28 protein-coding genes and 3 pseudogenes are annotated in these 21276 nt (G+C 54.6%); 25 read left to right on the top strand and 6 right to left on the bottom strand.

The window, feature by feature from the left end:
- Positions 1–18: 18 nt before the first annotated feature.
- From M0R33_RS05100 to M0R33_RS05080, 5 genes are all read left to right on the top strand, one after another.
- Positions 19–711: a CTP synthase gene (locus M0R33_RS05100; RefSeq protein WP_292565998.1), complete on the top strand. Its 693-nt coding sequence runs from the start codon at positions 19–21 to the stop codon at positions 709–711.
- Positions 712–740: 29 nt separating this feature from the next.
- Positions 741–1193: a GNAT family N-acetyltransferase gene (locus M0R33_RS05095; protein WP_292565995.1), complete on the top strand. Its 453-nt coding sequence runs from the start codon at positions 741–743 to the stop codon at positions 1191–1193.
- Between the two features lie 8 nt (positions 1194–1201).
- A complete protein-coding gene (locus M0R33_RS05090; RefSeq protein ID WP_292565994.1) occupies positions 1202–1846 on the top strand; it encodes an FMN-binding negative transcriptional regulator in 645 nt (214 codons plus the stop codon).
- Between the two features lie 157 nt (positions 1847–2003).
- Positions 2004–2237: a type II toxin-antitoxin system VapB family antitoxin gene (gene vapB, locus M0R33_RS05085; RefSeq protein ID WP_292565993.1), complete on the top strand. Its 234-nt coding sequence runs from the start codon at positions 2004–2006 to the stop codon at positions 2235–2237.
- Between the two features lie 6 nt (positions 2238–2243).
- Positions 2244–2645 carry a type II toxin-antitoxin system VapC family toxin gene (locus M0R33_RS05080; protein ID WP_292565992.1) on the top strand — a complete coding sequence of 134 codons (402 nt, stop codon included), beginning with the start codon at positions 2244–2246 and terminating at the stop codon, positions 2643–2645.
- A 95-nt stretch (positions 2646–2740) separates the two neighbouring features.
- Here M0R33_RS05080 and M0R33_RS05075 read toward each other — a convergent pair whose 3' ends face one another.
- The gene (locus M0R33_RS05075; RefSeq protein WP_292566314.1) at positions 2741–2863 is read right to left on the bottom strand and encodes a hypothetical protein; all 123 of its coding nucleotides are present in this window, start codon (positions 2861–2863) and stop codon (positions 2741–2743) included.
- Here M0R33_RS05075 and M0R33_RS05070 point away from each other — a divergent pair.
- A pseudogene (locus M0R33_RS05070) lies at positions 2836–3000 on the top strand (AraC family transcriptional regulator); the annotation flags it as partial. The gene M0R33_RS05075 and the pseudogene M0R33_RS05070 overlap by 28 nt on opposite strands.
- A 71-nt stretch (positions 3001–3071) precedes the next feature.
- Here M0R33_RS05070 and M0R33_RS05065 read toward each other — a convergent pair.
- The 3 genes and pseudogenes from M0R33_RS05065 to M0R33_RS05055 form a co-directional block, all read right to left on the bottom strand.
- Positions 3072–3818, bottom strand: a complete 747-nt coding sequence (locus tag M0R33_RS05065) for a class I SAM-dependent methyltransferase (RefSeq protein ID WP_292565989.1) — start codon at positions 3816–3818, stop codon at positions 3072–3074.
- Between the two features lie 46 nt (positions 3819–3864).
- Positions 3865–4383, bottom strand: a pseudogene (locus tag M0R33_RS24380) (FecR domain-containing protein); the annotation flags it as partial.
- A gap of 95 nt (positions 4384–4478) precedes the next feature.
- Positions 4479–5003: an RNA polymerase sigma factor gene (locus M0R33_RS05055; RefSeq protein ID WP_292565984.1), complete on the bottom strand. Its 525-nt coding sequence runs from the start codon at positions 5001–5003 to the stop codon at positions 4479–4481.
- Between the two features lie 704 nt (positions 5004–5707).
- Between M0R33_RS05055 and M0R33_RS05050 the strand changes: the two genes are divergently transcribed.
- The 11 genes from M0R33_RS05050 (at position 5708) to blaOXA (ending at position 12104) form a co-directional block, all read left to right on the top strand.
- Complete coding sequence (locus M0R33_RS05050) at positions 5708–5935, top strand: hypothetical protein (protein WP_292565981.1); 228 nt, start codon at positions 5708–5710, stop codon at positions 5933–5935.
- Positions 5936–6068: 133 nt separating this feature from the next.
- Positions 6069–7328, top strand: coding sequence for an RNA polymerase sigma factor (locus M0R33_RS05045; protein WP_292565978.1), 1260 nt, complete (start codon positions 6069–6071; stop codon positions 7326–7328).
- Between the two features lie 406 nt (positions 7329–7734).
- A complete protein-coding gene (locus M0R33_RS05040; protein WP_292565975.1) occupies positions 7735–8127 on the top strand; it encodes a YciI family protein in 393 nt (130 codons plus the stop codon).
- Positions 8128–8238: 111 nt separating this feature from the next.
- Complete coding sequence (locus tag M0R33_RS05035; RefSeq protein ID WP_292565972.1) at positions 8239–8604, top strand: YciI family protein; 366 nt, start codon at positions 8239–8241, stop codon at positions 8602–8604.
- Positions 8605–8738: 134 nt separating this feature from the next.
- On the top strand, positions 8739–9215 hold the full coding sequence (locus M0R33_RS05030; protein WP_366043159.1) for a VOC family protein: 477 nt from the start codon (positions 8739–8741) through the stop codon (positions 9213–9215).
- Between the two features lie 35 nt (positions 9216–9250).
- Entirely contained in the window at positions 9251–9736 is a 486-nt protein-coding gene (locus tag M0R33_RS05025) for a VOC family protein (protein WP_292565970.1), read from the top strand.
- A 35-nt stretch (positions 9737–9771) separates the two neighbouring features.
- On the top strand, positions 9772–10170 hold the full coding sequence (locus M0R33_RS05020; RefSeq protein WP_292565967.1) for a VOC family protein: 399 nt from the start codon (positions 9772–9774) through the stop codon (positions 10168–10170).
- Positions 10171–10234: 64 nt separating this feature from the next.
- Complete coding sequence (locus M0R33_RS05015) at positions 10235–10591, top strand: YciI family protein (protein ID WP_292565964.1); 357 nt, start codon at positions 10235–10237, stop codon at positions 10589–10591.
- 24 nt (positions 10592–10615) lie between these two features.
- A complete protein-coding gene (locus tag M0R33_RS05010) occupies positions 10616–10750 on the top strand; it encodes a hypothetical protein (protein ID WP_292565961.1) in 135 nt (44 codons plus the stop codon).
- Positions 10717–10986, top strand: a complete 270-nt coding sequence (locus tag M0R33_RS05005) for an SRPBCC family protein (RefSeq protein ID WP_366043157.1) — start codon at positions 10717–10719, stop codon at positions 10984–10986. Before M0R33_RS05010 ends, M0R33_RS05005 begins: the two co-directional genes overlap by 34 nt.
- 332 nt (positions 10987–11318) lie before the next feature.
- The gene (gene blaOXA, locus M0R33_RS05000; RefSeq protein WP_292565959.1) at positions 11319–12104 is read left to right on the top strand and encodes a class D beta-lactamase; all 786 of its coding nucleotides are present in this window, start codon (positions 11319–11321) and stop codon (positions 12102–12104) included.
- Between the two features lie 16 nt (positions 12105–12120).
- Here blaOXA and M0R33_RS04995 read toward each other — a convergent pair.
- Together M0R33_RS04995 and M0R33_RS04990 are read right to left on the bottom strand one after the other, a co-directional pair.
- A pseudogene (locus M0R33_RS04995) lies at positions 12121–12405 on the bottom strand (WYL domain-containing protein); the annotation flags it as partial.
- 428 nt (positions 12406–12833) lie between these two features.
- Positions 12834–14255, bottom strand: coding sequence for a PLP-dependent aminotransferase family protein (locus M0R33_RS04990; protein ID WP_292565956.1), 1422 nt, complete (start codon positions 14253–14255; stop codon positions 12834–12836).
- A 147-nt stretch (positions 14256–14402) separates the two neighbouring features.
- Here M0R33_RS04990 and M0R33_RS04985 point away from each other — a divergent pair, with 147 nt between their 5' ends.
- The 8 genes from M0R33_RS04985 to M0R33_RS04950 all read left to right on the top strand — a co-directional run bounded on the left by M0R33_RS04985 (position 14403) and on the right by M0R33_RS04950 (position 21247).
- Positions 14403–15197: a PhzF family phenazine biosynthesis protein gene (locus M0R33_RS04985; RefSeq protein ID WP_292565953.1), complete on the top strand. Its 795-nt coding sequence runs from the start codon at positions 14403–14405 to the stop codon at positions 15195–15197.
- A complete protein-coding gene (locus tag M0R33_RS04980; RefSeq protein ID WP_292565950.1) occupies positions 15190–16077 on the top strand; it encodes a DMT family transporter in 888 nt (295 codons plus the stop codon). Before M0R33_RS04985 ends, M0R33_RS04980 begins: the two co-directional genes overlap by 8 nt.
- A 40-nt stretch (positions 16078–16117) precedes the next feature.
- Complete coding sequence (ilvE, locus tag M0R33_RS04975) at positions 16118–16993, top strand: branched-chain-amino-acid transaminase (RefSeq protein WP_292565947.1); 876 nt, start codon at positions 16118–16120, stop codon at positions 16991–16993.
- Complete coding sequence (locus M0R33_RS04970) at positions 16993–17493, top strand: DinB family protein (protein WP_292565945.1); 501 nt, start codon at positions 16993–16995, stop codon at positions 17491–17493. The genes ilvE and M0R33_RS04970 overlap by 1 nt, the downstream gene beginning before the upstream one ends.
- Positions 17494–17528: 35 nt before the next feature.
- Positions 17529–18020: a cupin domain-containing protein gene (locus tag M0R33_RS04965; RefSeq protein ID WP_292565942.1), complete on the top strand. Its 492-nt coding sequence runs from the start codon at positions 17529–17531 to the stop codon at positions 18018–18020.
- A 30-nt stretch (positions 18021–18050) separates the two neighbouring features.
- The gene (locus M0R33_RS04960; RefSeq protein ID WP_292565940.1) at positions 18051–18335 is read left to right on the top strand and encodes a hypothetical protein; all 285 of its coding nucleotides are present in this window, start codon (positions 18051–18053) and stop codon (positions 18333–18335) included.
- 22 nt (positions 18336–18357) lie between these two features.
- Entirely contained in the window at positions 18358–18498 is a 141-nt protein-coding gene (locus M0R33_RS04955) for a hypothetical protein (RefSeq protein ID WP_292565938.1), read from the top strand.
- Positions 18499–18715: 217 nt separating this feature from the next.
- Positions 18716–21247: an ExeM/NucH family extracellular endonuclease gene (locus M0R33_RS04950; RefSeq protein ID WP_292565935.1), complete on the top strand. Its 2532-nt coding sequence runs from the start codon at positions 18716–18718 to the stop codon at positions 21245–21247.
- Positions 21248–21276 lie beyond the last annotated feature (29 nt).

The following is a 21276-nucleotide window of genomic DNA, read 5'->3' as shown; positions in this document are numbered from 1 at the left end:
CAAGGAGTTTACCCATCTATGACGGTATCCATCGCATTGCTCGGCGAATACACGCCTACATTTCCGCCTCATGCTGCTACCAATACCGCTATCGAACATGTCGAGGCGGATTCCGGTTTGGATATTAGCGCCGACTGGATTTCAACCGCCGACATTGATCCATCGTTGTTCGAACGTTACGCCGGCATCTGGGTGGCACCCGGCAGCCCGTACAAAAATCTGGACAAAACCCTGGCGGCAATTCGTTATGCCCGAGAAAACAATATCCCATGCTTCGGCACCTGCGGCGGCTTTCAGCACATGATTATCGAATATGCTCGCAACGTGTTGGGGTTTAAAGACGCGCAGTACGCCGAGTACCATCCGTATGCCTCGAATTTATTTATCTCGCAGTTGACTTGTTCACTGGCCGGACGCGAAATGCAACTAAGTTTCGAACCCAATTCTCGCGTGGCAGCCATTTATGCTGCGATAACGGCTACCGAGCAATATTACTGTAATTTCGGCATCAACCCGGACTATGTCGATGCTCTGAAACAAGGCCCTATGCAAATCAGCGGCGCCGATGCCGAAGGTGATATCCGGGTGATCGAGTGGCCTAGCCATCCGTTTTTCATCGGCACTTTGTTCGTGCCGCAAGCCCGATCCACGCCGGAACAGCCGCACCCTTTGGTTTCGGCGTTTTTAGCTGCAGTGAAGAACGGCGATTAATACTGCCGGAAATGGATAACGCATTCATTATGACCTACAGCTACAGAAAAGCGATTGCAATGGATCAGGAAGCGATTTTCGAATTGTATCGCCAAGTCATGGGCGATTATATTTCTGAAATATGGGGCTGGAATGAAGACTGGCAAACTAACGATTTCGCCGCACATTTTAATCCTGACGGAATAACGGTAGTTTACGAAGGGAAGCAACTGGTTGGATACGCCCACATTGACAATAATACGGATCACTTATTCCTGCGCATGTTGGCTATTCATCGTAACCATCAAAGTAAAGGCATAGGGACACACTTACTGCTGTGGCTTATTACTTCCGCTACCGAACAATCCAAACCCGTCGGTTTAGAAGTGTTTAAAATTAACATGGAAGCCAAGCGATTCTATGAAAGGCATGGTTTTAATGTGGTAGGGGAATCGCTTCATAGCTATGTTATGAAATATTACGTTTCCAATACCGGACAGTAACGGCCAAAATGTATATTCCCAAGTATTTCGAAGAACCCAGACTCGATGTCATGCAGACATTGATACGTGACTACCCGCTGGCGACGTTAGTCACCTTATCCGCCAATGGTCTGAACGCGAACCACATTCCTCTGCATTGGATGCAGGATGACGGTTCACCTTACGGCAGCTTGCGCGGCCATATCGCCCGCTCGAATCCGCTGTGGATGGATTTCGATCCGCAAGCCGAAGTGCTGGCGGTGTTTCAAGCAGAAAACGCCTACATCTCGCCGTCCTGGTATGCGACAAAACCTCAAACCGGTAAGGTGGTGCCGACCTGGAATTATGCCGCCGTGCATGCTTACGGCAAGCTACGGGTAATCGACGATCCAGACTGGATTCGCCGGCAATTGGATGCTATGACGCAGGAATTCGAAGCCGGATTTCCCGAACCCTGGTCGGTAGCGGACGCGCCTGCCGATTTTACCGAACGCTTGATAACACAGATTGTCGGTATCGAAGTCAGCGTGACGCGGCTGCAAGGCAAGTGGAAAGTCAGCCAAAACCAGCCGCCGGAAAACCAACGTAGCGTGATCAAAGCTTTGCGCGAGTCCGGCCAGCCGGCCATGGCAAACGTAGTGAACGAGGCCGGCCAAGACAAGAATAGCGGTTAAGCGGGTTGATGTTGTACTTTAAGCGTAATACGGAGAAGGTCCGGGGTGTAAGGGCCTCACATCGTCGCGGCTATCGAATTCCTCGGACAGTCAGTATGCATTGACGTTATATGGGCACAGGGATATATTGCTTGTATATAGCATTGCGGAGAAGCCCATGACCACCAGCACCGTTTTCACCAACAACCGTAGTCAGGCCGTTCGCCTGCCTGCCGACATGCGTTTTCCCGACAGCGTCAAAAAAGTTGAAGTTCGCGCCGTGGGTCAGGAGCGTATCATTGCCCCGGCGGATGCGGCCTGGGACAGTTTTTTTCTCAATGGTCCTACCGTCAGCGACGATTTTCTAAACGAACGGGCCGGTCAGCAGCAAGGCGAACGCGAGAGTTTCTAGCTGCGCATGTTGAAATATCTGCTCGATACCAACATCGTCATCTATGTGATCAAACAACGGCCGATCGAAGTATTGGCGACATTTAACCGGCATCACGGTCGCATGGCGATCTCCGCGATTACGCTAGCAGAGTTGATTCACGACACCGAGAAACGCCAGTTTCCCTCCCGAAATCTCGCCACAGTAGAAGACTTTTATAGTCGCTTGCGGGTATTGCCCTACACCGACAGCGCCGCAATGCATTACGGCAGCATACGCGCCGCGTTGGAAAAAATTGGACAGCCGATCGGTGTCAATGACCTGCACATCGCCGCCCATGCCCGCAGCCAGGGGTTGGTGTTGGTCAGCAATAATCTAAGGGAATTCGAGCGGGTGCCGGGGTTGTTGATGGAGAATTGGTTGGATTGATTCTTTTTGTGGGTAGGATGTATTGTATCGTTGGCGCGACGGCTGATTTTGAAGTCGGTTAGGCGTCAGCTGCGCTACAGGATTAGCTCGGCTATTCAACCCGCCGAACGTCCGTATCCACTATCGATCCGGGTGTGCAACGCATCGCCGAGCAGCTGCAGGCCCATGATGACTTGACGCCGCTGACTGCTTGGCTGCGCAGGTAGGCTTGTCGCCATCGCGCTTTCAGCATCTGTTTAGCCGACAGGTCGGCGTGCCGCTCAGGCGTTACCGGGCTTGGAACCGTATGCGCCAGGCGCTGACCTGCATCGTTTGCGGCGATAATTTCACGGCCACCGCCCACGCCGCCGGCGTTTGCGATTCCGCCCTCTTCAGCCACGATTTCCGCAAGACTTTCGGCGCGCTGCCAAGCGTCTGCAAAATGACTTACAAAGCCTGCAGTTTCACAGTGGCCATGAATAGAATGGCTAACGGTTGGTTGCTGTCTGGATCGTTGGGTTCGCGGATTTCGACGATCTCGAAGCCGTTGCCGACGAATAAATCCACCCAATTGGAGAGGGTGCGGAAATAATACGGTGGTGGATTGCTAAAGTCCGGGCTGAACCCTTGCCACGAACCGGCGCGCCAGCCGTCTTTGTATGGCTGGTCGCTACAGGTTGCATGTGGATGCAGGGTTTGCACGATCAAGCGGCCGTGTGCAGGCAATAAGCCGGCAGCGGCGGCAAACAGTGCTTCGACTGAGGTTTTTCCGAACAGGGAAAAATTGCAAACCAGTGCGTCGGCCTGAAACCGGAACCGGCCGTGGGCAATGTCCTGGTAAGACGCCAGGTAATAGGTTTCCGGGCCGGCTTGGCGGGCTTGTTCGATCAATATTGGAATGGCGTCGACGCCGGCCGCCTGAATGCCGCGTTCGGTCAATGCCCGCACCAGCCAGCCTTCGCCGCAGCCGATATCCAGTACCGACTGCGGCGCGCAATCGACGACGGCGTCGATGATGGCCCGGTCGGTGGCTAGGCGGCGGCTGGCGATTTGCCCTTCGCGTACGGCTGCCGTCCACGGCCCGGCATTGGTTGCCCACGACACCAGAATGCGGCGGTCGTTGGCTTGATCGGTTGCGGCGGCAAGCGGTTCGGCCTCGGCCGCAGGCGATGCCGGCAAAGCTGTTGTCGACACTGAAGGCAGTACCGGTTACTCGCGCCCGGACATCGTCGGCTATCGCCCAAAAAGGCCGTTGCGGTGCATGCGCCACCTCGAAAAACACTTCGCCACGTAATAGTCGCACGCTACGCGAGTTGTCTTGCATATCAATGCTTACAGCGGTATCGGTGTTGAGCAACAAGCGCGAACCGTCGCTCAACTCGACATGCCGTTGCTCGCCGGTATCCGTATGATAATCGCTTTGCAGATTTTGTATCAGCACCGGGTTAACCAGAAATATCAAGATACTTGCACAGACGGTAACTGCGGTCGCAGCTCGCCGTATAGGCAGACGGCGACGGCGGATAACCGTGTTCGGCTTGGATTTGCCGATTGCGAGCGCGGATTTTTCCCGCTGGCGAATTGCCGCGGCCGGTGATTCCAGAGCCATAAATAGCTCTTGTACCTCGTTCCAGGCTTGAGCATGTCGCGGGCTGATCGACAGCCAACTGACAAATGCCTGCTTTTCGGCTGCGCTGACGTCTTCAGCGCGCAATCGGAAAAACCAGGTATTTGCTTCGTCAAACAGGCTATCGGACAATGGGGGCGGTAGCGGATCGATGATGCTGACTCCGGACAAAATGAGGCAAGTACAGGCTATTAGGCCCTGCGGGTAGGCGGCTATTTAAACAGTCATCAGGATTTTGTCAAAAAACTTCGGCATAACAATAACGCCTGCCGTAAATGATGCTCAACAGTGCGTTCTGAAATATTTAAGCGGCCAGCGATTTCTTTGTAGCTTAATTGATCGATGCGATAGAGCAAAAAAACTTCCCGGGTTGTGTCCGGTAAAGTGGCAAGCGCCTGCTGTAGTTGGTTGCTCATGCATTGCTTGATGATGATGTCTTCTACACTTGGCTTTGCATCGGGAATGTCTATATCCAATGGTACAAACTCTCGGTTTTGTTCCCGGGCGAGGTTCCGCAAGTAATCGCGAGCAAGATTGGTGGCAATAGTGAACATAAATGCGTTCAAATCCTGAATTGAATTTGACCGGGGTTGCTTCAAAAATCGGAAATAAGTTTCCTGTGCCAGCTCTTCAGCAACTTCGTATGAACCTACTTTCCAGTAAAGAAATTTTTGAAGTTCCGACTGACGAGTTTCAATAAAATTAATAAGTATTTGATTGGTCGGTACATCAATGGAAGTGATTGTAGGCATAATGTATTCAATTATTCCGGCACCAAATGTAAAGCAAGAATAAAGCCACATGATAAATCTGGACAAAGGATCCGTTAAAAAAAGCAATTTCAAAATATTAAAATGCGGTAAATGCCCTATTTTGTTTTTTACTAGGGGATATGCCGCAATTTAGTCGCCGACAGCTAAAAGTTGTTTAGGCGGATGCTAATAATTCGAAGGTGCTTAGTGCCGTCACAAGTACCAACTAAATTTTACCCTGCCAATAAAATATCTCGGTGGACCATTGAACTGAGACCTGTGGACTTTGACATCTAGGTTGGTCTTGCTATCGTCGAGAGTGGAGACCAATGGCTGTCCACTGGCCGGATACCTAAATGTTGCTCGTGGAGGACCAGCTGCTCTCTTGATTGGTCGTGCACTCGAGCTTTGCCCAATCAGCAGGGCGTTGTAGTCAAGGGCTTAGCCAACATTCAAGTGGATTCGGCCAATGAAGTCGGCGCCGCGTTACATACATCTGTGACCGGAGTTGCTGCTGATGCAGGGAAATCCGCGGGTACCTGTGGAGCCGTAGGGAGATGATTACTGGGGTAGGCTCAATTGCAAGAAAGAGGGTGCGAGCCAGCTCAGTGGAAATATTATCGATCAATTGTCGAATCGGCCACATGTCATTCGACTATCAGATGGCACTCGGTTACGGTAATTGCTTACATTGAAACAGAAGAATGAATATTAATATAATTCCGGAACATACCGCCGACCGTGAAATCGTCATCAGTCGTGTCGTCGACGCAGCTCGCGAACGCCTCTGGGAGACGATGGTCGTCCTGCGTTGGTGGGGGGCGGACGATGTCGATTATCCCTACTGTAGCGGCTTGTTTATGCGCACGGCGGCGGCAAAAATGACGGTCCAGACGTGCACTTTCTCGGCAGTTGGGCGTTTGATGCACTGAACTCCCGAACTCAGCTGGCGCTAAGCATGATTTTGGATTCACCCAGTAATCGCGACGTCATCGTCAACGAATACGGCGCTATAGACCGAGGCCGCCAATGCCTTGACCGTCTCACGGGTTTTCTGACATCGGTATGACAGCTAACGGAATTTCGACGCCAATCGACAAGAAAACGGTGCATGATGCCGTGAGCGGCATTTATCGCCTTGAGTCTAGCCATGTCCTAGCCACGCTGATCCGTCTGCTTGGTGATTTTGATCTGGCGGAGGAAGCGCTGCACGACGCCTTTCGTGCCGCATTGGAGCAATGGCCACGCGACGGCATCCCTGCCAATCCGAAAGCCTGGTTGGTATCGGTCGGTCGTTTCAAAGCCATCGACAATCTACGCCGTCGGGCGCGTTTTGAGATGCTGGAGGATGTCGACACGCTGGCCGACCCAGCAGGCGAAAGCGGCGATCCCGATGAAGAGCATCTGGAAGACGACCGCCTGCGGCTGATCTTCACCTGCTGCCACCCGGCTTTGTCGTCGGAAGCGCAGGTGGCGATGACCTTGCGTGAAGTGTGCGGCTTGGCGACCGAAGAAATCGCTCGCGCCTTCCTGACGCCCGCACCTACGCTGGCGCAGCGTATCGTTCGAGCCAAGGCCAAGATTCGCGATGCAAAAATTCCTTACCAGCTGCCGGACCCCGCCGAATTACCGGAGCGGCTGGACAACGTGTTGCGCGTGGTTTATTTGGTCTTCAACGAAGGGTATTCAGCTTCGTCGGGCTCGATGCTAACCCGTCATGATTTATCGGAAGAGGCGATTCGCTTGGGCCGCTTACTGGCCGAGCTGTTGCCGGACCCGGAAATCCTGGGCCTATTGGCCCTGATGCTGTTGCACGAATCCCGCCGCGCCGCGCGCAGCTCGCCGGATGGTGAACTAATACTATTGAGCGATCAGGACCGCTCCTTGTGGAACCGAGAACAGATCGCTGAAGGCTCAATAATGGTGGAACGAGCTTTAAGGTCGCGACGATTCGGCCCGTATACGCTGCAGGCGGCCATTGCGGCGGTACACGCCGGCGCGGTGGAGGCCGCGGCCACCGACTGGCCGCAAATCGCCGCACTTTATACAGTCTTGCTGCGTATCGAGCCGTCGCCTATCGTGAAATTGAATCGAGCCGTGGCGATTGCGATGCGGGACGGTCCGGACGCCGGCCTTGTGCTGATCGACGCTATTCTGTCGCGAGGCGAATTGGCCGAATATCAGTTGGCACACTCGGCTAGAGCGGATTTGTTAAGGCGTTTGGGAAGAACGAACGAAGCCCGATCCGCTTATGAACGCGCCCTGAGCTTGACCCGGCAACAGCCGGAGCGGCGTTTTCTGGAGCGACGCTTGCGCGAATTGTAAGCACGGGCCGACACACAGGCCTTCGTCAACCCGACTAATGACGAAGCAGGCACTGCCGCATTAATGCGGCGAGCTGGACCATTGCCTGGTCGATATATGCGCTGTTTATCATGCCTAAGCCGAAGGCAAAGCCGTATAAGCGGCTGTTGGCGACGGTAAGCGGGTCAAAGCATAGAGTCCTATAACCTTTATCGGCTGCGCGCACGGCGATGTCCTCGGCTTGCAAGCGTTAGTCATTTAGCAAGGCCGTTTGACAGTATCGGCGGCGTGAAGAATAAATCAAAAATTTCAAAACGGTAGCGAGTGGCGTGAAATTTTTTTCGATTTTCTATCCCGGTTATGTCGAAATTCTCGAAGCGGAAACGACTATTAGGCGTCTAGCGTTTTTAACTAACAGGAGCCGAACATGAAATACCTCTGCCTGATTTGTGCCGAAACCGTGATGGAGCACATGACGGAAAGCGATGCGAGCAAGCACTTTGACGAATACATGGCATTTACTCAAGCCATCAAAGATAGTGGTCATTATCTAGGTTGTAATCGCTTATTGCCCGCCAATGAGGCGATTACGCTGCGGGTTCGGAACGGCAAAACCACCACCACCGACGGGCCCTTTGCGGAAACCAAGGAACAACTCGGCGGCTATTACCTGATCGAGGCCATGGATTTGAATGAAGCAATCCAGGTGGCGTCACGAATCCCGGGAGCGAAACTGGGTTGCGTCGAAGTGCGGCCGGTTGCCGAAGACGCGCAGACCTTGCAGGCACTGGGTCTTGCCGTTGCGGATATGGTCTGTTAGATAGCTTTAAAGAAATTTCGGGCGACTTGTCGATTTCGGCAAACGCTATTCGACTATCGATTGTAAGACCGCCAATTCCACTGCTCGACCGGCTTCAACAGGAGAAATTTAATGAAATGTATGGTGATTGTTAAGGCAAGCAAGGACAGCGAAAAGGGTACTATGCCTAGCGCCGAATTACTGACTGCGATGGGTCAGTACAATGACGAGTTAATCAACGCCGGCATTATGCTGGTCGGCGCTGGTTTAAAGCCCACCTCGCAGGGGAAGCGTGTCAGGTTTTCCGGTACCCAGCGCACCGTCATCGACGGCCCATTCCTGGAACCGGAAGATCAGATTGCCGGTTACTGGCTTTGGCAGGTCTCATCGTTGGATGAAGCCGTCGAATGGGTGAAGCGCTGTCCGAATCCCATGCTGGAGGACTCCGACATTGAAATTCGCCCGGAGTACGAAGAAGCAGATTTTGCAGCCTACTAACGGTAACAAATCTGCGGCAATGAACGGCATTCCCGGTAGGAGCGACGCGTAGTCGCGACAAAGTGTCGCTCCCACGGTGAATTTCATACTAATTTTGACGTTATCCCACCGATGGAGGAGGGACATGATGAAACCTGCAAAAAATCACGATTTGCCTCTGGTACAACGGCGACGCCGAAGACGCGGCGCGGTTTTACGCCGAGACCTTCCCCGATTCCTCCGTCGACGCGGTATTCCATGCCCCGGGAGACTTTCCGTCCGGGAAGAAAGGGGATATGTTGACGGTCCGGTTCAGCGTGATGGGCATTCCCTGCCTCGGGCTTAACGGCGGACCCGTGTTCAAGCACAATGAAGCGTTCTCGTTTCAGGTTGCCACCGAAGACCAAGCCGAAACGGATCGCTACTGGAACGCCATCGTCGGCAACGGCGGCGAAGAGAGTGCCTGCGGCTGGTGCAAGGATAAATGGGGCGTGTCCTGGCAGATTACGCCGTTGGCTTTGACCGGCGCGATCAGCGGTCCCGATCCGGCTGCCGCCAAGCGCGCGTTCGAGGCGATGATGCAGATGAAAAAGATCGATATCGCGGCAATCGAGGCGGCGGTTCGCGGTTGAGCATACAAAACATTTTCCACAAACAGGAGGATATTATGACCACTCAAATCAAACCTATTCCGGACGGTTGCCATACCGTCACGCCCTATCTGACGGTTCATGACGCCGACGCGGCGCTGGCGTTTTATAAAACAGCCTTCGGCGCGAAGGAAGGTTTACGCCTGCATATGCCGGACGGCAAAGTGGGGCATGCCGAATTCAAGATCGGCGAGTCAAACTTCATGCTTTCCGACGAATATCCGAATCCGAATTCCACATCGCCGCAAACCTTGGGCGGCAGTTGCGTCAAGTTGCATTTGTATGTGAGCGATGCCGATGCGGTGTTTTCGCAGGCTATCGCAGCGGGCGCCAAGCAAACCATGCCGGTCGAAAATCAGTTTTGGGGCGACCGCATGGGCTCGCTGATCGATCCCTTCGGCCACCATTGGCTGATCGCCACTCATGTGGACGATATCGATCCAAGCGAATTGCAAGGACGGATGGAAGCTTTTTTCGCCGCGAATCAAAGCCGCGACAACTGACAAACTGCAAACCACTCGCGCAAAGGAGAAAAATCATGAACCAACCCTGTAACACACATGGCGCCTTTAGTTGGTGCGAACTATTGACCAGCGATACCGGTGCCGCCAAACAATTTTACGGCAAGCTGTTCAATTGGACGCTGGAACCCGCGCCGATCTCCACTCCGGAAATGGAATACACCCTGGTGAAATACGCTGGCGAGCCGAGCGGCGGCATGATGAAGATACCGGCCGCCGCCGAAGGCATGGCGCCGCAGTGGGGCGTTTATGTCACGGTCGACGATGTCGACGCCACCGCAAAGCTGGCCGTGGAACTCGGCGGGAAAATTTGTCTACCGCCGCAGGACATTCCGCAGGTCGGACGCTTTTGCGTGCTGCAAGATCCGCAAGGCGCCGTGATCAGCATCATCACCTATGTTCAGCATTGCGGTTGATGTGCGGTGCGGCGGCGCATATCGTCCGAAAACCCGCTGATCCCAGCTTGAACGAGAGCAGATAATGAAATACATGTTGTTGATTTACTTTGAAGAACAACAGTTGGCGGAGAGCGAGCGCGAGGCGTGTTACGTCGAGTCCACCGAACTGGCGCACGATCTGAAGGCGAATGGACAATATCTGGCCGCCAGTCCCTTGCAACCCACCGAATTGGCGACCAGCGTCCGGATACGCGACGGCAAGCGTTTCGTCACCGACGGCCCGTTTGCCGAAACCCGTGAACAGTTGGGCGGCTATTATCTGATCGAGGCTCGGGATCTGGACGAAGCCATCGGCATCGCCGCACGGATACCGATGGTGCGCAAAGGCACGGTCGAAGTCAGACCCGTGATAGAGCTTCCCGGCTTGCCGGGCGATTAAGCCCGCCCACCTAGAGGAAAAACCATGATCAAAACCATTATTATCGTCTTAGCCGTGCTGCTCGTCATCGTGCTGATCTATGCGCCGCCAAACCCGACAGCTTCCGGGTCCAGCGCGTTGTCGTCATCAAGGCGGCGCCGGAAACGATTTTCCCGCTGATCAACGATCTACACAGCATGCAAAGCTGGTCGGCTTGGGAAAAAGTCGATCCCGGCATGAAGCGCAGCTACGGCGGCGCGCCTAGCGGGCCGGGTGCCATTTACGAATGGGAGGGCAACCGGGAAATCGGTCAGGGGCGCATGGAGATTCTGGAATCGGTGGTCCCGACCAGGATAACGATCCGCATGGACTTCATCAAACCCTTCCAGGCCCCAACACGTGCATTTCCAAATTGATGAGCCTGGTGTTCAGTATGGACAAGATGATAGGCGGCAAATTCGAGGATGGTCTGGCCGGGTTGAAGTCGCTTGCCGAAAAAAACAGCGGCGCCTGAGCCGAAACAAACCGGGGAGGCGCGATGAAATGTTTTGCTTGGGGTGACTTCGACCGAGAGCAGAGGCCTGTTTACGGGATGCGCTCGATGCTGTGATGCGCAGTCAGGAAGGCCGGGAATTTTCGGGTTTTGGTGTTTGCCGAGCCGGTCGAGCGCTCGTAAGTCCGGCAGGCTACTCCGGTCTGTGAGCCGATATAATGGACCTTAAACCAGTTTTAAACGGAAATCTAAAGCATGAGATATTTATTCGTCGCCTTCTTGCTGTTGATTTGCCGGCAAACCCATGCCCTCGATTGGTGGGATAGCCCGGCGATCGGCAAGCTGTTTGCCGATGCGGGCGTGCAGGGGACCTTCGTTTTGTATGACGCCGATGCGAAGACTTTTATCGGGCATGATCGTGTCAGGGCCGAGACTCGCTTGGTACCGGGATCGACCTTCAAAATCGCCAATAGCCTGATTGGGCTTTCGGCCGGTGCGGTCAAGGATGTCGACGAAGTCCTGCCTTACGGCGGTAAGCCGCAGCCATTCAAGGCGTGGGAGCGCGATATGAGCTTGCGCGAGGCGATTAAGGTTTCCAATGTGCCGATATATCAGGAACTTGCCCGCCGTATCGGCCTGCAGCGCATGCGCGATGGCGTTGCCGCGCTGGAATATGGCAACGCTGAAGTCGGCGAGGTGGTCGATCGGTTTTGGCTGCGCGGCCCGCTGAAAATCAGCGCCGTGGAACAAACGGCTTTTCTCGCCCGTTTGGCTCAAGGCGAGTTGTCGTTTCCTCAGGATGTGCAGGAACAAGGCCGCGACATCATCCGGATGGAGCGAGGCGATGGTTGGATTCTTTACGGCAAGACCGGCTGGGTCGACGCCTCCGAACCGGGTATAGGCTGGTGGGTTGGATGGGTCGCAAAACAAGGCCATGTCTACAGTTTTGCTTTGAATATCGATGTCTTGCAGCAAGATACATTGGCCAAACGCATAGCATTGGGCAAGGCCAGCCTGAAAGCCTTGGATGTGCTCGACTGACGCTCGCCGGCGATCGGCTCTGCGTCATGCGCCTTACAAACTCATCCAGCGTTTGCCCTGCGGAATCGGTAAACGTGGCGTTTTCGGGTTTCACGCTTTGAATTCGGCCCAAACGAAAATTGCGGAAATCGTCGCGCAATTCGCACCAGCCGACCAAGGTCCAGACACTACCCCAGAAGTAAAGGCCTAAAGGGCGGATGCGGCGCAGGCTCAGTTCGCCGTCCAAATCGGGGCGCGGTCCGAAACGCCGAGCGAACAGTTTGCTGTTTTCGATTCTGTCCCGTAGTTCGTCGGGAATCACCGCCGTGATTTTGTCCAGCGCCGATGGTTTTAAACTTACCCAACCTGGTCACTCGGACCGGCACCCAATTGGCTGCGCCGGGTGCTTTACCGAGTTGACTCTAAATAAACAATGAAAAGAGGCGGCGGATCAGGTGGTAGTTATCCCGCGTAGAAACGCTAAAAATTAATCGTCAAAGGGGGCGGACTTCACCGGAATCGGTGGCTGCTTTGCTCCGGAATACGCAACAAGGTTTGTTGTTGATATTTGTGACGCGACATTGCCGTAGATATTTTAAGCCGCATCCAGTAATGCCGCATTCAGGTTCGGGGTAGAAAGCCGGTGTCGAATGTTTTCAAGCATACTTAAAGAGTTGGAGTAAGTCGAGTAGCATTTCAGGGCTGAACAGCCGGGTGTTTATTATTTTTATGAGGTTGAAGTCCAGTCGCTCATCCGTTCAGTTTTTTCTGAACCAGCTGCCCTAAAGTCACCAACGCTTTGTTCAACCGTTCGTCCCAATCCACCGCGCAATTCAGGCGAATAAAATTCCGGTACTTTTGCGTGGCGGAAAAAATCGGTCCCGGAGCAATACTGATACCCAGGGCCAGGGCCTGTTGGGTGAGGGTAATGGCGTCGACTTTACCGGGCAGTTCCACCCACAACAGGAAGCCGCCCTGCGGTTGAGTGATTCGGGTGCCGGGTGGAAAGTACCCGCCAACCGCCGCTGTCATCCGCTCCACGGCTTGCCGGTATTGCTGGCGGGCCCGGCGCAGATAACGGTCGTAACCGCCGTGTTCCAAAACTTCGGCCACGATCAATTGCGCCAGCGTCGGGGTGGCCAGATTGGTGACGTATTTTAGATATTCGGTTTTCTCATACAGGGCGCCCGGTACCAGCCAGCCCACTCGTAGGCCGGGGGATAAGGATTTCGAAAACGACGAGCAATACAAAACCCGCCCCTCGCTATCCCAGCTTTTGACCGTTGACGGCCTTTGCAGGCCAAATCCCAGATCACCGTAAATATCGTCTTCTATCAACATGATTTGGTGGCGGTTGATCAGTTCGACCAAGGCCTGCTTACGCAGGTCGGACATGCAATAGCCGAGCGGATTGCTGTAATTGGCCACCACAATACAGGCTTTGATCGGCCACTGTTCGCAGGCCAGTTGCAGCGCCTCCAGGGCAATGCCTTCGCGCGGATGGGTCGGAATTTCGATAGCCCGCAAGGACAGCGATTCGATGACTTGCAGCAAGCCGTAAAAGGTAGGTGATTCCACGGCAACAATGTCGCCGGGTACGGTGATCGCCCGTAGCGCCAGGGTCATGGCCTCCTGGCAGCCGTTGGTGATCAGGATGTCGTTGGGATCGATCGGGCAGCCTTGTTCCGACATGCGCTTGGCGATTTGCCGGCGCAGCTCCGGCGCGCCAGGCGGAAATTCGTAACTGGACATGCGCTGCCGATAACGCCGAGAGGTGGTTGCCGACAGTTGCGCCACTTTTTGCGTAGGCAGGAAGGAGGGCGCCGGTACCGCCGCGCCCAGCTGGATGAATTGCGGATTGTTGGCCGCTTTCACCAGCCGCAACACTAGCTCCTGACCGGTCACTTGGGTCGGTTCCCGCGAAGGCGAGGACATGGTCGGTTCTTGCAGAACAGAGCGTAGCCGAGGCCGCACATAATAACCGGAGCGTTGCCGGGCCTCGATCTGACCTTGGTCCTCCAACAGGCGTAACGCCGATACCGCAGTCGCCGTGCTGATCTGGTGTTGCTGGCTGAGTAGTCGCACACTGGGCAAGCGTTCACCCGCTCGATAGATGCCCTGAGTGATGGCTGTTAACAAATGTTCGGCAACGGTTTCGTAACGTAGCGTCATTGGCATTTCAATACAGTTGGGTCAATTCACAATCGATACAACGCTGCATGGTTGTTAATTGTATCGATATAAATTAACTATTCTGCAACTGTATCGGTATGGCTATCTTAGACTAAAGTAATGCCTCCCATCAAGCGACTGAAAACCATGAAAACTTCACTTTTTATTATCGATGCATTTACCGATCAAGCGTTTCACGGCAACCCGGCGGCGGTTTGCCTGGTAGACCCTGATACGGATGACGCGTGGATGCAGCACGTTGCGGCGGAAATGAATCTGTCCGAAACGGCTTTTTTGTATCCGCTGGATGCGGATTTGTGGTCGTTGCGCTGGTTTACCCCGACCACGGAAGTCGATTTGTGCGGTCATGCCACCTTGGCGGCCGCGCATGCATTGCGGCATGAATTGGCATTGGCCAATGGCCCTATGAACTTCCGCACCCGTAGCGGTATTTTGACCGCAACCTCTGTAGGTACTGCAATCAGTCTGGATTTCCCCGGCTTTATCGCGGAGCCGGTCGAATTGTCCGCGGCTTTCGATGCCGCAATCGATGCGCAAACCACGGCCGCGTTACGTGCCGGAGCTCACTTGATTCTGGTGTTGCGGGATGCACAAACCGTGGTTAGCCTGAATCCCGATTTGGACCTTATTCGTCGGTTGACGGCACGGGGTGTCGCTGTTACAGCGGCCGCGGCGGCCGATTCGCGCTGGGACTTTGTGTCTCGGTTTTTTGCGCCGGCGGTAGGCATACCGGAAGATCCGGTAACCGGTTCCGCGCATTGCAGTCTCGGTCCTTATTGGGGAAAGGTCCTCGGGAAAGCGCAACTGACCGCCTATCAGGCTTCGGCCAGAGGTGGTGAGGTTGGAATGGAATTGCTGGGAGACAGAGTGCGGTTGTTGGGTCAAGCCAAAACCGTCGTCAGGGGAGAGCTTTGTGCATAAACTATCGACGACAACTCAAAATGCAGCAGCGGTCAGACGCGCTTATCTGTCGGGTATGCTTGGCATCGTTGGCTTTAGTCTGACGTTGCCGGCTACCCGCTTGGCAGTGATGGATCTCGATCCGGTGTTTGTCGGGCTTGGCCGGGCAGTGGCGGCTTCGATATTGGCGGCGGTGGCGCTTTTGATGGTCAATGCCCGGCTACCTAGCAAGCGTGAATGGCTGAGGCTGGGTGCGACGGCGACCGGTGTGGTGATCGGTTTTCCGCTGTTATCGGCCTTGGCCATGCAAAGCGTTTCCGCCATTCACGCTGCGGTCATTGTCGGATTGGCGCCTTTATTTACCGCCTGGTTTGGGGTGAGGCTGTCAGGTGAACGTCCATCGCGGCGATTTTGGTTAGCCACCACGGTCGGCAGCATGGCGATCCTGGTTTTCGTGGCTTTATCGGGAGCCGGTACCCTGCAAACCGCCGATTTGTATCTGCTGGCGGCCGTATTGTGTGCTGCTTTCGGCTATGCGGAAGGGGCTCGTTTAACGAAAGAATTGGGCGCTTGGCAGACCATCAGTTGGGCGTTACTGGCCGCAACGCCGCTATTGCTGCCCTGGGTGGCGATGGCGGCGCCGGCGAGTTTCAACCAAGTCGGCTGGCTTAGTTGGTCGGGGTTTGCTTATGTCAGTGTAGTGAGTATGTACTTGGCTTTTTGCGCTTGGTACAGAGGGTTATCCCTGGGCGGTACCGCCCGTATCGGCCAATTACAGCTGTTGCAACCATTTTTGACCATGGTGGCCGGCGCAACGTTGATGGGTGAATCCCTCCAACCCCTGCAACTTGCCACGGCTCTGATTGTAGTGAGTTGCGTAATGGTAGGAGGTAAGCGCTGATAACCAAAATGGCTATAGCTACTTTTTTGAGGAAAACGATATGAACGAAAAAGCCTTGTGCTGGCTGAACGGCGAACTTATGCCTGCCGAACAAGCTTGTATCCCGGTCAACGACCACGGTTTGCTATATGGCGACGGTGTATTCGAAGGCATACGCTTTTACAAGCGCCGGGCTTTCCGTCTGCAAAGGCATTTGCAGAGGCTGCAGATGTCGGCGCGGGCGATTGCGCTGGCAATACCGCGCTCTAATGAAGAATTGACGGCCGTCATCGAACGGCTGATCGACGCATTTGCCGACGACGACGGCTATATCCGCCTGATGGTGACACGCGGTCCGGGTTCGCTGGGCTTGAATCCTAAGGGCTGTTCGCAGCCGAACGTCATCGTCATTGCCGATCAACTGTGCATGGTCGATCAAGCCAGTCGGGAGCAGGGCGCGCGACTGATTGTCTCCTCGGTGCGCCGTCTGCCGGTCGACAGCCTGGATCCGCGCATCAAAAGTCTGAATTATTTGAACCATATTCTGGCCAAAATCGAAGCCAACCATGCCGGCGTCGACGAAGCCGTGTTGCTGAATGCGCAAGGCCGTGTAGCCGAAGGTACCGCGGATAATATATTTATCGTGCGGAACGCTTGCCTGTTGACGCCGCCATGCAGCGAAGGTGCACTGGAAGGCATCACTCGCGAAATGATTCTGGCCTTGGCGGACGCGGCCGGCATTAAGGTGCGGGTGCAGCCGCTCGGCGTTTACGACCTGTATGCCGCCGACGAATGTTTCTTGACCGGCACCGGCGCGGAACTGATTCCGGTTGCCAGTATTGATTGCCGATCATTACCTAGTTGCCCTGGCCCGGTATTCCAAAGCTTGCAACTGGCCTTTCAGCGAACCATAGACCAAGAGTGCGGAGGCGAGTGATGAATTGGCTGGAGAATTTGCTGTTGCAGGCCCGTTACAGCCAGTGGGTCAATCAGCGTCTGTACGACGCTTGCACGACCTTGGCGGATGCCGAACGCAAACAGGATAGGGGCGTATTTTTTCATTCCATCCACGGCACCTGGAACCATTTGCTGTTGGGCGACCGCGTCTGGCTGGCCCGCTTACAAGGTCACCCGGTGCCATACCAACGCTTGGATTTGGCGCTTTACACCGATTTCGGCGAATTGCGGGCGGCGCAAACCGATTGCGACCAAGTTTTGCTGGATTGGATTCAAGGCTTGAACGAAGACGCCTTGCAACGTCGCATCGCCTTCCGTAGCCTGTCCACCGGTCAAGATAGAAATCTGTCCGTGGCCAGCATGTTGACCACATTGTTGATTCACAAAACCCACCATCGCGGTCAAATTACCGCGCTGCTGGGTCAGTGCGGTTGCGATTACGGCGACATCGATTTTATCTGCGCGCCGTTTGTCGACTAAGCTTGCATTTTTTAACCCTTTTTGGATTATTCTCAATGACTGAGTCAACGTTCCCAATTGCCGCTGTAGCGGATCAAGTGCCGCCGCGCACCAGAAAATCCTTGTATCCGCAAGCCATTTTGGACGCGCATGGCGCCCGATTGGAAGGCCGGGAAAAGCGACTGTTAGGCGAATTGTTCGGTCTGCAAAACTTCGGCGTCAATCTGACTCGGTTGGCGCCGGAGGCTATATCGGCTTTGCGTCACGCGCATAGCCAGCAGGACGAATTTATTTACATCTTGCAAGGTTGTCCGACCCTTTACACCGATGCCGGCCCCACGCCCTTGTCGCCCGGCATGTGCGCCGGATTTAAAGCCGGCAGCGGCGATGCCCACCGGCTGGTCAACGAAACGGCTAACGACGTCGTGTATCTGGAAATCGGCGACCGCAGCGCCGGTGACCAAGTCGTTTACCCGGACGACGACTTGCAAGCTGCGTTTGTCGATAGTATCTGGCGGTTTTTACACAAGGACGGCACACCGTATTGAGTACTTAGAAATTTTTCACCGCCGAAGCGGATGATGCCCGTTACATCGACAGGCAAAGCCACCATGCAAATCACCCTGTTAAGATGCGGCAAACCGGCCGTCCATCTATCAGGCATGTCCGGCATCCTCGACCGGCCGCCACCGGAAATCTTGGCGGGACTGAGCCATGCCAACTACGTGGTGCGTAGCGACTTGGCGCGCTGGGGTTTGCCAATTTGCAGGTGGTGGATAGCTTGTTTCGCGAATCGGCGCTGCCGCCTTTCGGCGGCTAAGTTAATAGCTTGCGTCATAGGGCTTTTCAAAGGGTATGAATAAAGACAGCCGACGCAGCATCCGGATGAAGTTCGCCGCAATCCTGCATAACCTATTGTCCACCGCCTATAGTCGGGCCTTACGAATCGCCAGACCCTACCGGGGTGGTCGATTCTCGGTTGTCGAACAGCGCGTGATTATCTTCGATTACTCAGACTTACCCTAACTGCTTGAAAGCCTTTTCCTCGGCATGTAGTGCCGGGAACGGTTGCGGCGCTTGAATGACGTATTACATTTCATAAATTCTTCAGCTAAGCGTAACGCACTCTTAACCGTTGCAGGTTTAAATAACTGTTAACCAGTTCACGGCACTGGCGGCTTAAATCCTGTTTGGGATCGCGGCCGCCTTTTTTCGGTTTCAACGTTGCAGAGATAATCCAATAATGAGCATTAACCCTTCATACGGCTTCCAGCGCTTGATATTGGCGGCTTCGCTTGGTATCTGCGGCGTAGCGCAAGCTGCTACGCCGGTATTCATCAACGAATTGCATTACGACAATGCCGGAACCGATGCCGGAGAAGCAATAGAAATCGCCGGTCCGGCCGGTACAGACCTGAGCGGCTGGTCGTTGGTACTGTATAACGGCAGCGCTACTCAACTGAAGCAGTACGATACGATTAATTTATCCGCTGTGATCACCGATCAATCGGGTAGCGGTTTCGGTGTTTTGAGCGTGCCCGCGCCCGGCTTGCAAAACGGTGCGCCCGATGGCGTGGCATTAATCGATGCAAACCACGGCGTCGTACAGTTTTTAAGCTACGAAGGCAGTTTTACGCCAATCGACGGCCCAGCGGCCGGGATGACGGGAACCGATATCGCTGTAGTGGAAACCGGTTCCACACCAGTGAGCGTGTCGCTACAGTTACAGGGTAGCGGTAGCCAATATGAAGATTTTACTTGGGCCGGCGAATCGGCTGCTTCTTTCGGCACCATCAACACGGGGCAACGTTTTACGGGCGGGAATAGCGGCGGCCAGCCGCCGCTGTCGCAATGCGGACAGCCGTCAACGTTAATTAGCGCTATTCAAGGCACCGGTTCAATCAGCCCGGTTAGCGGCGCTGTGCGGCACGTGGAAGCGGTGGTCACAGCCAATTTCCAAGGCAGTGGCAATCTAAGCGGGTTTTTCCTGCAACAAGCGGAGACCGATGCCGATCCGGCTACTTCCGAAGGTTTATTCGTGTTTACCAATACAGCGGTAAATGTCGGCGACCGTGTACACCTGGTCGGTACAGTGACTGAGTTTAACCAGCTAACCGAGCTGAATAACGTCAGTTCGCTGGACATCTGTAGCAACGGCAACCCCTTGCCGGCGCCGATTCAGGTGAGTCTGCCGTTTGACCAAACTACGCATAATCCGGAACGCTGGGAAGGCATGTTGATTAGTCTGCCGCAAACCCTGACTGTTACCGAAAACTATAACTTGGCTCGTTTCGGTGAGTTGCTGTTGTCGTCCGGCGGGCGCTTGTTGACACCCACCCAAATCGCGCTGCCGGGGCAGGCCGCTATCGATGCGGCAGCCGGCAATGCTCTGAATCAACTGCTGGTGGATGACGGTTCCAATATGCAAAATCCGGATCCGGTGATTTATCCGCAACCCGGCCGGCTGAGTGCCGTCAATACGTTACGCAGCGGTTACAGCTTAACCGGCGCGACCGGGGTGTTGTCATACGGTTTCGGCGCTTACCGCCTGGAGCCTACCCAGGTATTGAATTTTGTCGCCGATAACGGCAGACCGGCGGTTCCGGGCTCCGACGCTACGTCAGCCTTGAAAGTCGCCAGCTTCAATGTATTGAATTTCTTTAACGGCAACGGTTTGGGTGGTGGCTTTCCAACGCCGCGCGGCGCCGATACTCAGCAGGAATTCAGCCGCCAGCGCGACAAAATCGTCCATGCCATTCATGAGCTAAATGCCGATGTGGTGGGGCTGATGGAAATCGAAAACGACGGTTACCTAGCCACCAGCGCCATTGCCGATCTGGTCAACGGTTTGAATCAGCTAGCGGGCGCCGCGCAATATGCTTTCGTCGATCCCGGTGTCGAAAAAATCGGCACGGATGAAATCGCGCTAGGCTTGATTTACCAACCGGCCAAAGTACAAATTGTCGGCACGGCGGCGATACTGAATTCTGCGGTAGACCCGCGCTTTATCGATAGCAAAAACCGCCCGGCTATTGCCCAGACCTTTCTGGATAAGACCTCGAACAAAATGCTGACAATCTCCGTCAACCACCTGAAATCCAAGGGTTCGGCTTGCGATGACGTAAACGACCCGGATAGCGGAGACGGCCAGGGCAATTGCAATATCACCCGTACCGCGGCAGCTGAAGCCTTGGTCGGCTGGTTAGAAAACGATCCCACCCTAACCGGTTCCCCTAACGTTTTGATCATCGGCGATTTGAATGCTTACGCGCAGGAAGATCCGATTGCAGCTTTGAAGAGCGGTGGCTACGTCAATCTGATCGAGAGTCTAGTGGGCAACCAAGCGGCGTATAGCTTTGTGTTCGACGGTGCTTCAGGTTATCTGGACCACGCGTTGGCGAATGCACACCTGACGCCGCAGGTTAAAGCGGTCGGTGAATGGCATATCAATGCCGATGAACCGAGGGCGCTGGATTACAACAGCGAATTTAAGTCCGCCGGGCAAATAGACCGTTTTTATGCGGCGGATGCGTTCCGCTCATCGGATCACGATCCATTGCTGGTGCAAGTCTTCGTGGCCGGCGATTTGGATAACGATGGCGACGCGGACAATACGGATGCCGGCCTGTTCCGGCGGCAACTGGGTACATGTATCGGTGCGCCCGGCTTTAATGCCGAAGCCGATTACGATCATAGCGGTTGCGTGACCATGGGCGACTACCGGATCTGGTACGGATACTACAAAGCCTACTCGGTAGCCGACAATTCGAATTAACTCAAGGCTTTCAATCAAGCCGCCTTTTA

The sequence above is a fragment of the Methylomonas sp. genome, assembly GCF_023228165.1.
Lineage (GTDB): Bacteria > Pseudomonadota > Gammaproteobacteria > Methylococcales > Methylomonadaceae > Methylomonas.
This window is presented reverse-complemented; position numbering and strand designations above follow the sequence as displayed.

Bases quoted from the DNA above. Each gene is read 5' to 3' on its own strand.
- ilvE (WP_292565947.1), top strand. From the start codon at position 16,118: ATGAACGAAAAAGCCTTGTGCTGGCTGAACGGCGAACTTATGCCTGCC.
- M0R33_RS05015 (WP_292565964.1), top strand. From the start codon at position 10,235: ATGAAATACATGTTGTTGATTTACTTTGAAGAACAACAGTTGGCGGAG.
- M0R33_RS04965 (WP_292565942.1), top strand. From the start codon at position 17,529: ATGACTGAGTCAACGTTCCCAATTGCCGCTGTAGCGGATCAAGTGCCG.
- M0R33_RS04985 (WP_292565953.1), top strand. From the start codon at position 14,403: ATGAAAACTTCACTTTTTATTATCGATGCATTTACCGATCAAGCGTTT.
- M0R33_RS04955 (WP_292565938.1), top strand. From the start codon at position 18,358: ATGAAGTTCGCCGCAATCCTGCATAACCTATTGTCCACCGCCTATAGT.
- M0R33_RS05090 (WP_292565994.1), top strand. From the start codon at position 1,202: ATGTATATTCCCAAGTATTTCGAAGAACCCAGACTCGATGTCATGCAG.
- M0R33_RS04960 (WP_292565940.1), top strand. From the start codon at position 18,051: ATGATGCCCGTTACATCGACAGGCAAAGCCACCATGCAAATCACCCTG.
- M0R33_RS05050 (WP_292565981.1), top strand. From the start codon at position 5,708: ATGAATATTAATATAATTCCGGAACATACCGCCGACCGTGAAATCGTC.
- M0R33_RS04970 (WP_292565945.1), top strand. From the start codon at position 16,993: ATGAATTGGCTGGAGAATTTGCTGTTGCAGGCCCGTTACAGCCAGTGG.
- M0R33_RS05055 (WP_292565984.1), bottom strand. From the start codon at position 5,003: ATGCCTACAATCACTTCCATTGATGTACCGACCAATCAAATACTTATT.
- M0R33_RS05080 (WP_292565992.1), top strand. From the start codon at position 2,244: ATGTTGAAATATCTGCTCGATACCAACATCGTCATCTATGTGATCAAA.
- vapB (WP_292565993.1), top strand. From the start codon at position 2,004: ATGACCACCAGCACCGTTTTCACCAACAACCGTAGTCAGGCCGTTCGC.
- M0R33_RS05045 (WP_292565978.1), top strand. From the start codon at position 6,069: ATGACAGCTAACGGAATTTCGACGCCAATCGACAAGAAAACGGTGCAT.
- M0R33_RS05075 (WP_292566314.1), bottom strand. From the start codon at position 2,863: ATGGCGACAAGCCTACCTGCGCAGCCAAGCAGTCAGCGGCGTCAAGTC.
- M0R33_RS05035 (WP_292565972.1), top strand. From the start codon at position 8,239: ATGAAATGTATGGTGATTGTTAAGGCAAGCAAGGACAGCGAAAAGGGT.
- M0R33_RS05100 (WP_292565998.1), top strand. From the start codon at position 19: ATGACGGTATCCATCGCATTGCTCGGCGAATACACGCCTACATTTCCG.
- M0R33_RS05010 (WP_292565961.1), top strand. From the start codon at position 10,616: ATGATCAAAACCATTATTATCGTCTTAGCCGTGCTGCTCGTCATCGTG.
- M0R33_RS05040 (WP_292565975.1), top strand. From the start codon at position 7,735: ATGAAATACCTCTGCCTGATTTGTGCCGAAACCGTGATGGAGCACATG.
- M0R33_RS04950 (WP_292565935.1), top strand. From the start codon at position 18,716: ATGAGCATTAACCCTTCATACGGCTTCCAGCGCTTGATATTGGCGGCT.
- M0R33_RS05095 (WP_292565995.1), top strand. From the start codon at position 741: ATGACCTACAGCTACAGAAAAGCGATTGCAATGGATCAGGAAGCGATT.
- M0R33_RS04990 (WP_292565956.1), bottom strand. From the start codon at position 14,255: ATGACGCTACGTTACGAAACCGTTGCCGAACATTTGTTAACAGCCATC.
- blaOXA (WP_292565959.1), top strand. From the start codon at position 11,319: ATGAGATATTTATTCGTCGCCTTCTTGCTGTTGATTTGCCGGCAAACC.
- M0R33_RS05020 (WP_292565967.1), top strand. From the start codon at position 9,772: ATGAACCAACCCTGTAACACACATGGCGCCTTTAGTTGGTGCGAACTA.
- M0R33_RS05025 (WP_292565970.1), top strand. From the start codon at position 9,251: ATGACCACTCAAATCAAACCTATTCCGGACGGTTGCCATACCGTCACG.